This is a genomic window from Labrys neptuniae (assembly GCF_040797145.1).
GTDB classification, from domain to species: Bacteria; Pseudomonadota; Alphaproteobacteria; order Rhizobiales; family Labraceae; genus Labrys; species Labrys neptuniae.
In genome coordinates, this window is sequence record NZ_JBFNQD010000005.1 from 161877 (window position 1) to 172412 (window position 10536).

At 64.2% G+C, this 10536-nt stretch carries 9 protein-coding genes; 7 read left to right on the top strand and 2 right to left on the bottom strand.

The annotated features are described in order from the left end of the window. Positions 1-7 precede the first annotated feature (7 nt). Entirely contained in the window at positions 8-217 is a 210-nt protein-coding gene (locus ABXS05_RS16755; protein WP_311936865.1) for a hypervirulence associated TUDOR domain-containing protein, read from the bottom strand. Positions 218-711: 494 nt separating this feature from the next. Beyond that, positions 712-1596 (bottom strand): LysR substrate-binding domain-containing protein, encoded by an 885-nt coding sequence (locus ABXS05_RS16760; RefSeq protein ID WP_367624722.1) that lies wholly within the window; start codon positions 1594-1596, stop codon positions 712-714. Between the two features lie 137 nt (positions 1597-1733). Here ABXS05_RS16760 and ABXS05_RS16765 point away from each other — a divergent pair, with 137 nt between their 5' ends. The 7 genes from ABXS05_RS16765 to ABXS05_RS16795 all read left to right on the top strand — a co-directional run bounded on the left by ABXS05_RS16765 (position 1734) and on the right by ABXS05_RS16795 (position 10511). Beyond that, on the top strand, positions 1734-2927 hold the full coding sequence (locus ABXS05_RS16765) for a 2-aminoethylphosphonate--pyruvate transaminase (protein WP_367624723.1): 1194 nt from the start codon (positions 1734-1736) through the stop codon (positions 2925-2927). A 29-nt stretch (positions 2928-2956) separates the two neighbouring features. Then, positions 2957-4216 carry a phosphonoacetate hydrolase gene (phnA, locus tag ABXS05_RS16770; protein ID WP_311936873.1) on the top strand — a complete coding sequence of 420 codons (1260 nt, stop codon included), beginning with the start codon at positions 2957-2959 and terminating at the stop codon, positions 4214-4216. Then, on the top strand, positions 4213-5667 hold the full coding sequence (gene phnY / locus ABXS05_RS16775) for a phosphonoacetaldehyde dehydrogenase (RefSeq protein WP_367624724.1): 1455 nt from the start codon (positions 4213-4215) through the stop codon (positions 5665-5667). The genes phnA and phnY overlap by 4 nt, the downstream gene beginning before the upstream one ends. A gap of 6 nt (positions 5668-5673) precedes the next feature. Then, positions 5674-6798 (top strand): TIGR03364 family FAD-dependent oxidoreductase, encoded by a 1125-nt coding sequence (locus ABXS05_RS16780; protein WP_367624725.1) that lies wholly within the window; start codon positions 5674-5676, stop codon positions 6796-6798. A gap of 34 nt (positions 6799-6832) precedes the next feature. Next, positions 6833-8179 carry a (R)-1-hydroxy-2-aminoethylphosphonate ammonia-lyase gene (pbfA, locus tag ABXS05_RS16785; protein WP_367624726.1) on the top strand — a complete coding sequence of 449 codons (1347 nt, stop codon included), beginning with the start codon at positions 6833-6835 and terminating at the stop codon, positions 8177-8179. Positions 8180-8186: 7 nt separating this feature from the next. Beyond that, positions 8187-9200 (top strand): C-terminal binding protein, encoded by a 1014-nt coding sequence (locus tag ABXS05_RS16790; protein WP_367624727.1) that lies wholly within the window; start codon positions 8187-8189, stop codon positions 9198-9200. Between the two features lie 282 nt (positions 9201-9482). Then, positions 9483-10511 carry a 2-aminoethylphosphonate ABC transporter substrate-binding protein gene (locus ABXS05_RS16795; RefSeq protein WP_367624728.1) on the top strand — a complete coding sequence of 343 codons (1029 nt, stop codon included), beginning with the start codon at positions 9483-9485 and terminating at the stop codon, positions 10509-10511. Positions 10512-10536 lie beyond the last annotated feature (25 nt).

Here is a 10536-nt window from a genome sequence, read left to right on the forward strand (position 1 = left end):
GCCTGGTTCACACATGGTCGAGGGCACTGCCCTTGTGAGCGGCGACATGGTCGGTCTTGTCGCTCTTGATCTCATATTGGGGATCGTCTTCCGTCGCACGGTGGGTATGTCCCTTATAGTCGAAATCACGTGTGTGGATCGCGATAATTGTCCCCGATACGCGGCCTGCCTCGGAATTCCAGGTCACGTGATCGCCGATCTCAAATCGTTTGGTCATCCCGCCAACTCCTCGCACGCGCGTCATTTCGATCCTGGTCATGGGCTTGATGGACGGCCGAGGCAGTCTCGCCTGCTTTGGCGGCTTGCGGCGAAGTCAACCTGATCCCGCCGCGCATTCATGCTGCCATTCTCCACCGAGACAGCGCTCGACGACAGGCCGACTGAATCACGCTCCACGACCACAAGAAGCCTCGCTTCCTGGCCTCGCGAAACAACATTTAACATAACAAAACTTCTGATCAGCAAGAAGCCGGCCTAGCGTGTTCCCTGCTTCTGCTGCCCCCAGCGGAAGCCAAATCGACCGAGCCCCGCAACGCTTGGTCAACAGGCCCGGTCGCCCCACCCAAACCTCAGCGACCGGGCCACCTGCCACCGCACCGTCCGATTGCCGGAAAACGTCGAGTTGGCTCTGCGACAGCGATTTTCCTGACGCGTCCCCGGAGCGATGCCTCGTCGCGGCCGGCCAATGCCGCTGTCGAGAAGAAGGAGGGCCTAACCGCTCATTGGGATCCGGTTGGCAAGTTCCCTCGCAATGCCCAGAAAAGCGCGGATGGCTTTGGCATCGCTTCGCTCGCTCAGGCAGACCAGCGCCTCTTCCATCAGCATTGGAGGGCCCGAGATCGGGATTCTCATGAGCCGGCCGTCGTTGCCGAACTCGGCCTCGGAAACGAAACCAAGGCCGGCGCCCGAAGCCACGATCTCACGGACAGCTTCGCGTCCCTCCGCCTCGATGGCATATTTCAGCCTGATGCCGGCATCGGCCGCCCCGTCCTCCAGGCGCTTGCGGGTCTTGGAGCCACGCTCGCGAATGACGAGGGGCATCGTGGCCAGATCGGCAAAGGAAAGGCTCTTGCGTCCACCAAGGTCGAAATCTGCCGCGGCAAAGGCGACGATCGGCGTGGCGTTGAGGGCGATGATCTCGAAGTCGCGGCCCGCCGGCACCTCCCCCACGACACCGATATCCGCTTCATAGTTGAATAGGCTCTTGATGACCGTTTCGGTGTTGCCGGACCGGACGGTGACGTGGACCCCCTGATAACGCCGGCGGAACTCGCCCATGATATGCAGCACGTGGTGGGCCGCATCGGCGACGATGCGCAGCGTCCCGGCCCGAAGAGAACGGGATTCCGACAAGAGCTCGAGAGCCTGATTCTCCATTTCGAACATGCGCCGCGTCACAGCCAGAAGTCGTTCTCCGGCCTCCGTCAGCACGACCTGCTTGCGCTGCCGATTGAACAGAAGCGTGTCATATTCCTCCTCCAGCTTGCGAACCTGGTCGGAGATCGCCGGCTGGGTCAGCAGCAATTCGCTGGCGGCCCGCGAAAAGCCGCCCGAGATCGCCACATAGTGAAAGGCGCGGAGTTGAACATAGCGCATCGGCAATCATCCCCAGGGCTCGATATCGTCCACATATAATCACAGCTTATATACGGATACAAAATAACGATTTTTAGAATAGATTGTGCCGGTCCTATATGGTCGCCGAACGAACGGCATCTGATGAGGACCGGCCCATGCACGATGGTGCGTCGACGCAAGCTTTTGCCCCTCCCCTGCTCGGTGAGCCCTATCTGCTGACCCCCGGCCCGCTGACCACTTCAGCCGAGGTGAAACAGGCCATGCTGCGCGACTGGGGCTCCTGGGATGCCGATTTCCGTGCCATGACCGTCGAGCTTCGGCGGGGCCTGCTCGCTTTGACCGGCGACCGCAGGGGCGACTATGATTGCGTGCCCATGCAGGGGTCCGGCTCGTTCTGCGTCGAGGCCATGCTCGGTTCATTCGTCCCCAAGGACGGCAAGGTCCTTGTCCTGGCCAATGGCGCCTATGGTCTGCGGGCCGCCGAAACCATGCGCTATATTGGCCGCCCCTACACCCTGATCGACAAGGGCGACTACCTGCCTCCGCGCGGCGAGGAAGTTGCGGCCGCGCTCGACGCGGATCCGGGGATCACCCACGTCCTCGCCATCCATTGCGAAACCTCCTCCGGCATTCTCAACCCGGTGGCCGAGATCGCCGCCGTGGTCGAGAGCAAGGGACGCAAACTCCTCATCGATTCCATGAGTGCCTTCGGCGCCATCCGCCTCGACGTCAACGAGATCGCCTTCGAGGCCATGGTGTCCTCCGCCAACAAATGCATCGAGGGCGTGCCGGGCTTCGGCTTCGTGATTGCCCGCAAGGATGCGCTGAAGGCGGCTGAGGGCAACAGCCACTCGCTCAGCCTCGACGTCCACGCGCAATGGGCCACGATGGAAAAGACCGGGCAGTGGCGCTATACGCCACCCACCCATGTGGTCGCGGCCTTCCTCCAGGCCCTGCGCATGCATACCGCCGAGGGCGGCGTGGCAGGGCGGGGTGCCCGCTATATCAGGAACCGCGATGTGATGGTAGCCGGCATGCGCGAGCTCGGCTTCGAGACGCTGCTCTCCGACACCTGGCTCTCGCCCATCATCGTGACCTTCTTCTGCCCCGCCGATCCGAATTTCGTTTTCAGCCGCTTCTACGAACAGATGAAACAAAAGGGGTTCATCATCTATCCCGGCAAGCTGACGGTGGTCGAGTCCTTCCGCGTCGGCTGCATCGGACGGATGGATGAGCATGTCATGCGCAAGGTGGTCGAGGCGGCCCGCCAGTCCCTCGCCGAGATGAAGGTTGCTTCCGCCGCCCCGCCCGCCGACGCCATTGCCGAACGCGCAAAGCTCGCCGCCTGAGGCGGCCCTTATTGAAGGATCGATCCTCGATGAACCAAATGTCCCCCGTCTCGGTCTCCGCCAACGAGCGCAATTACGCCTGGCCGCGCGTGCCGGCCATCGCCATCTGTCTCGACGGCTGCGAGCCAGCCTATCTCGACGAAGCCATCAAGGCCGGCTTGATGCCGGCCCTCGAGCGCATCCTGCGGAAGGGAACGGCCAGCACCGCGCACAGCGTCATTCCCAGCTTCACCAACCCCAACAATTTGTCGATCGTCACCGGGCGCCCGCCCGCCGTGCACGGCATCTGCGGCAACTACCTCTACAACCCCGAAACGGGCGAGGAGGTGATGATGAACGATCCCAAATTCCTGCGCGCGCCGACGGTGTTCAAGGCATTCTACGATGCCGGGGCCAAGGTTGCCGTGGTCACCGCCAAGGACAAGTTGCGCGCCCTCCTGGGCCACGGCCTGTCCTATGACGACGACCGTGCCGTCTGCTTCTCCTCGGAAAAGGCCAGCACCACCACCAAGGCTGCCAACGGCATCGAGGATGCCTCCAAATGGCTGGGGCGCCCGGTGCCGGACGTCTATTCGGCGGAACTGTCGGAATTCGTGTTCGCCGCCGGCGTCAAGCTTCTGCGCGAATTCCGCCCCGACGTCATGTATCTGACGACGACAGACTACATTCAGCACAAATACGCCCCCGGCGTGCCGCAGGCGAACGCCTTCTACGCCATGTTTGACAGATATCTCGCCGAGCTCGACGCGTTGGGTGCCGCCATCGTCGTAACTGCCGACCACGGCATGAAGCCGAAGCATCATGCGGACGGCTCGCCCAACGTGGTCTATGTCCAGGACCTGCTGGATGAATGGCTCGGCAAGGATGCCGCCCGCGTCATCCTGCCGATCACCGACCCCTATGTGGTGCATCACGGCGCACTGGGCTCGTTCGCCACCGCCTATCTGCCCAAGGGCGCGGACCGGGAGGCCATCATCGCCAGGCTGCGTGCTATCCAGGACATGACGCTGGTGCTCGGGCGCGAGGAGGGCTGCCGGCGCTTCGAACTGCCGGAGGACCGCATCGGCGACATCGTCATGGTCTCGGGCGAGAACAAGACGATCGGCACATCCGAGCACCGCCACGACCTTGCCGCGCTCGACGAACCGCTACGCTCGCATGGCGGCCTGACCGAGCAGGCGGTACCCTTCATCGTGAACCGCCCCCTGCCCGACCTGCCGCAGGCGCCGGCCCTGCGCAATTTCGACGCCTTCTACTACGCCACCCTCGCAGCGGCTCAGCCAAAATGAACACACCCGAGAAAACCATCAAGGTCCGCCATGAACCAATGCGGATCGCCGGCCGCCTGGTCGAGGCCGAGGCGACCCTCGAGGTGCGCTATCCCTATACCGACACGGTGGTCGGCACCGTTCCTGCCGGGCGCGCCGAACATGCCCGCCAGGCCTTCGAGATCGCAGCCGGCTACCAGTCGAAGCTCACGCGCTACGACCGCCAGAAGATCCTGTTGAAGACGGCCGAGCTCATCAACGCCCGCAAGGACGAGATTTCCGATCTCGTCACCAGCGAACTCGGCATTTCCAAGCAGGACTCGCTCTATGAGGTCGGGCGCGCCTTCGACGTCTTCACCCTCGCCGGCCAGATGTGCATCCACGACGATGGCCAGATCTTCTCCTGCGACCTCACTCCGCATGGCAAGCAGAGGCGGATCTTCACCCAGCGCGAGCCTCTCACGGCGATTTCGGCGATCACGCCCTTCAACCATCCGCTCAACATGGTCGCGCACAAGGTGGCACCGGCCATCGCCACCAACAATTGCGTGGTGGTGAAGCCGACGGAACTCACGCCGATGACGGCACTGGTCCTGGCGGACATCCTCTACGAGGCCGGCCTGCCGCCGCAGATGCTCTCGGTGGTGACGGGATGGCCCGCCGAGATCGGTGATGAAATGATCACCAATCCCCATATCGACCTGATCACCTTCACCGGCGGCGTGCCCGTCGGCAAGATGATCGCCTCCAAGGCCGGCTACAAGCGCCAGGTCCTGGAGCTCGGCGGCAACGACCCGCTGATCATCCTCAACGATCTCGATGACGCCGACCTCGCCAGGGCGGCAGATCTCGCCGTCGCCGGCGCCACCAAGAATTCCGGCCAGCGCTGCACCGCCGTCAAGCGCATCCTGGTGCAGGAGAAGGTCGCCGATCGCTTCGTGCCCCTGGTGCTCGAACGCGCCAAGGCCATCCGCTTCGGCGACCCCTTCGATCCAGCCACCCAGCTCGGCACGGTGGTGCATGAGAAGGCGGCCGCCCTGTTCGAAAAGCGCGTCCATATGGCGGCTGAGGCCGGCGCCGAGATCCTCTACGATCCCGGCCGCCAGGGCGCGCTACTGCCGCCGATCGTCGTCGACAGGGTGCCGCATGCGAGCGAGCTCGTCATGGAGGAAACCTTTGGCCCGATCGTCCCGATCATTCGCGCCCCCGATGACGACGAGGCCTTGATCGCACTGTCGAACTCGACGGCCTTCGGCCTGTCCTCGGGCGTATGCACCAACGACTTCCGGCGCATGCAGGCCTTCATCACCGGCCTCCGGGTCGGCACCGTCAATATCTGGGAAGTGCCGGGCTATCGCATCGAGATGAGCCCCTTCGGCGGCATCAAGGATTCGGGCAACGGCTACAAGGAAGGCGTGATCGAGGCGATGAAGTCCTTCACCAACGTCAAGACCTTCTCATTGCCGTGGTAGCGCTTCATGCCCGAGACCTTTGATCTTGCCGTGGTCGGGGCCGGCATTGTCGGCCTCGGCCATGCGCTGGCAGCCGCCCGGCGCGGGCTGCGGGTCGTGGTCGTCGATCGCGACAGCGCGGCCAATGGTGCCTCCATCCGCAATTTCGGCCTGGTCGTCGTCAGCGGCCAGACGCCGGGTCTTTCCTATCGACGCGCCCGGCGCAGCCGGGAGGTCTGGCTTGCGACGGCGGCCGAGGCCGGGATCGACATCCTCCATCGCGGCATGGTGATCGCCGCCCAGCGCCCCGAGGCGCTCGACGCCATCGCGGCGTTCTGCACCACGCCCGAAGGCGCCTCATGCCAGGCCTTGACGGCAGCCGAACTGGCGGAGCGCGAGCCCTCCCTCGCCGGTTCCGGCGCAATCGGCGGCTTCTTCAGCCCGCATGAATTGCGGGTCGAATCCTCCCTCGCCTTGCCCCGCCTCGTCGAATGGCTCCGGACGCGTCACGACGTCAGCTTCCGCTTCGGCACGGCGGTACGGGGGGTCGAACCCGGCCGGCTTCGCACCAGCGTGGGGGATATTGCGGCCTCGCGCATCGCGATCTGCCCGGGCGATGATCTTGCCACCCTTTTCAGCGAGACGATCGCAGAATACAGGGTGCGGCGCTGCAAGCTGCAGATGCTGCGCCTCGCCGATCCCGGCTTCAGGCTCAATTCGGCGCTGATGTCCGATCTCAGCCTCCTGCGCTACGGTGCCTTTGCCGCAATGCCGGAAACGGCGGCGCTGCGCCGGCGGCTCGAAAGCGAGCGGGCAAGCGCCCTGGAGAATGGCGTTCATCTCATCGTCACCCAATCGGCCGATGGCTCCCTGGTCGTGGGCGATTCACATCATTACGGCACCACGCCGGATCCCTTCGCCTCCACGGAAGTCGACGCCCTGATCCTGGCCGAATACGAGGCTCTGTTCCGCGCGTCGCCTCCCCGTGTCACCGCCCATTGGGTCGGCACCTACGCGTCCTCGTCGAAAGACGAGGCGCTGCGCCTGAACCCCTGCGACGGCGTAAGGCTGGTGATCGTGACCAGCGGCACGGGTGCGAGCACCGGTTTTGCTCTCGGCGAGGAGACGATTGCCGAGCTTTTTGGAGACTGAAGAGGGAGCGGGCTCGGCCCGGCTGTGAAGCGCCATGACCCTGATCCATACCGAGGGCGAATCCAATACCGCCCAGGCGCGGCGTGACTGGAACGCCCGGCAGCATCACGCTGCCTCGGCCGCGCTGCTGCAGCGCGATGCCGACGTCTTCCTGCATCAGAGCCTGTCCAGCCCCTGCGTGTCGACCATCGCCAAGGCCGAGGGCATCTGGATCGAGGACCTCGCCGGCCGGCGCTACATGGATTTCCACGGCAACAGCGTCCATCACATCGGCTATGGGCATCCGCGCCTCAAGGAAGCGATCCGGGCGCAGATGGATGAGCTGCCCTTCGCCCCCCGGCGCTTTACCTGCGAGATGGCGGTCGAACTGGCCGAAACGCTGGCCGAACTCACGCCGGGCGATCTCGGCAAGGTGCTGTTCACCACGGGCGGCTCGGATGCCATCGAGGTCGCGCTCAAGCTGGCACGTGCCGCGACCGGCCGGTTCAAGACCTTGTCCTTCTGGGATGCATTCCACGGCGCCGGTTTCGGTGCCTCCAGCGTCGGCGGCGAGGCGACGTTCCGTTCGGGTATTGCCGGGCCCCTCCTGCCGGGCAGCGAGCATGTCGCGCCCTGGGCCCCGCATCACTGCCCCTATGGCACGAATTCGCTGGAGGAGTCGGCCCGCGCCTGCGCCAGCATGATCTCCTATGTCCTGGCCCGCGAAGGCGACATCGCCGCCTTCATCGCCGAACCCATGCGCGCGACCCCGCTCGTTCCCGCGCCGGGGTTCTGGAAAAGCGTGCGCGAAGCCTGCGACCGGCATGGCACGCTGCTGATCTTCGACGAGATTCCGACCGGCCTCGGCAAGACCGGCAAATTCTTCGCCTCCGAACATGACGGCGTCACCCCCGACATCCTGGTGCTCGGCAAGTCGCTGGGTGGCGGCATCCTGCCCATCGCCGCCGTCATCGCCCGTCGCGGCCTCGATGTCGCCGGCGACTATGCGATCGGCCACTACACCCATGAAAAGAACCCGGTCACCACCCGGGCCGCGCTGACCACGATCGCCATCATCCGCGAGGAGGGCCTCCCCGAACGCGCCAGGGAACTGGGCGATCACGCCATGAACCGCATGCGCGAGCTGATGGCCCGCTCCCCGCATGTCGGCGACGTGCGCGGCCGAGGATTGATCTTCGGCGTCGAGCTCGTCGAGGACCGGCAGGGGCTTCAGCCCAATCACGCCCTGGCCGAGCGGGTCTATTATCGCTGCCTGGAAAACGGCCTCTCTTTCAAGATCAGCCAGGGCAATGTGCTGACGCTGTCGCCGCCGCTGACCATCGCCAGGGCAGACCTCGACCGCGCGCTCGGTATCATCGAAGAGGCGGTCCTGGCGGGATGAGGGCGCGATGGTGAAGGCTATCAGGACCGACGGGGAACTCGAATGCCCCGCCGTCGATGCGGGGCTCAGGGCTCATGGCGTCGAGCTCGCCATCCTGCCGGAAGGCATTTCGGAAGGCGATCTATGCGCGGCCGTGGCCGACGCCGACCTCCTGCTGATGTGCTACACGCCGATCACCGCCCGGGTGATCGAAGCCGCGCCCCGGCTGAAGGGCATCGTCAAATATGGCGTCGGCATCGATGCGATCGACATCCCGGCGGCCATGGCGCGCGGCATCCCCGTGGTCAACATACCCGATTATGCCGAGGAAACGGTGGCCGAAGCCGCCTTCGCCCTGATGATCGCGCTCGCCAGACGCTTGCCGGCCATCACCCATGCGGTTGCCGAACAAGGTTGGATCTGGCCCGAGGCGCGCTGGCTCGGGCGCGACATCGCCGGAGCGACTTTGGGCCTGGTCGGCTGCGGCAGGATCGGCCGCAGCCTCGCCCGCATGGCCGGGGCCGGCTTTCGCGCACGCGTCCTGGGCTATGATCCCTATCTCGACGCCACAGCCATGCGCGAGGCCGGTATCGAGAAAGTCGATGCCTTGCAAGACCTGTTGGCCGCCAGCGACTTCGTCTCGATCCACAGCGTCCTCAACCAGAGCACGCGGGGCATGATCGGAGCGGCGGAACTCGCCTGCATGAAGCGGACCGCCATCCTGATCAACGTGTCGCGCGGTGCGCTGGTCGACGAAGCGGCCCTGGTCGATGCGGTGATGGAAGAGCGCCTGGGCGGCGTCGGCCTCGATACCTATTCGCTCGAACCCTTGCGCAAGGCCGGCCACCCGATGAGCCCGCTCTATCGTCATGACAACGTCATCCTGCTTCCGCATCTTGCTTTCTTCACGGTCGAAGCCATGCAGCGCCTGGAAGCGGACACCTTGACCCGCTGCGAGGAGATCCTTCAGGGCCGGCCGGTGACGGTTCGTTCCAACGACCCCCGCCTGCGAGCACAGCGCGCCGGCATTCGGTTTGCCTGAAGCATTTTGCGATCCGGCGGCAATCGCAAAGACCTGTCGAAACAAAGAGTTGGGGGCAAGAGCACGCTCGTGCTGGGGCGTGCCTTGCTCGTGGAAACGCGTGAAATTGCGGCCTCGACCCAACCATAAGCCTGACCTTTCATTGCATAAGATAAATAGATTTTACTTATCGGACGCTTGAAAACACATTTCGCTAAGGCGTTCGGCTCCGGCCGCGGCAAGAGACAGGCAAAAGCGAAGAAAGCCGCCAAACGCTCACATCCGTCCCGAGAGGAGAACGTCATGAAATCCAGGTTCGCCCTGATTGCAGCCCTGATGTTAGCCGGCATGGCCGTTCCGGCCCATGCCGATGGCGTGGTCACCATCTACAGCGCCGATGGGCTGCACGACGGCACGCCGAGCTGGTTCGGCGATCAGTTCGAAGCCTTCACCAAGGCGACCGGCATCGAGGTCCAATATGTCGAAGCGGGATCGAGCGGCGTGGTCGATCGCCTGGCCAAGGAAAAGTCCAACACCCAGGCCGACGTGCTGGTGACGCTGCCGCCCTTCATGCAGAAGGCCGCTGCCGACAGCCTGATCGAAGCCTATAGCCCGGCCGGAGCCGACAAGATCGAGGCCCGCGACAAGGACGCCGGCGGCCGCTTCTATGCCCTGGTCAACAACTACCCCAACTTCATCTACAACGCCGAGGTCCTCAAGCAGCCTCCGGCGAAATACGAGGATCTCCTCGATCCCAAATTCAAGCAGAAGCTGCAATATTCGACACCGGGACAGGCCGGCGACGGCACGGCCTTCATGCTGCAGACCTTCCACGCCTTCGGCAGCAAGGAGAAGGGACTCGACTTCCTCAAGAAGCTCCAGGCCAACAATCTCGGGCCTTCCGCCTCGACCGGCAAGTTGACGGCGCTGGTCAACAAGGGCGAACTCTATGTCGCCAATGGCGACATGCAGATGAACCTGTCCCAGCAGGCTGACAATCCCAACATCCAGATCTTCGTGCCGGCAGGCCCCGACGGCAAGAAGACGTTGTTCGCCCTGCCCTATTACATCGCCTTGGTGAAGGGCGCGCCCAACTCGGAAAATGGCAAGAAACTCATCGACTTCCTGCTGTCCGCGGAAGCGCAGAAGCAGGTCAGCGTCGTCGCCAAGGGCCTGCCCGTGCGCAATGACGTCAAGCCCGAGGACGAGAACTACAAGAAGCTCCAGGCCATGCTGCAGGGTGTCGAGATCTGGAGCCCGGACTGGGTGGGCGTGCTGTCCGGATTGAAGGACAATGTCGCTGCCTACAATTCAGCCATTTCGAGCAATTGAGAGCCGACAGGGCGATGGCGAGCGC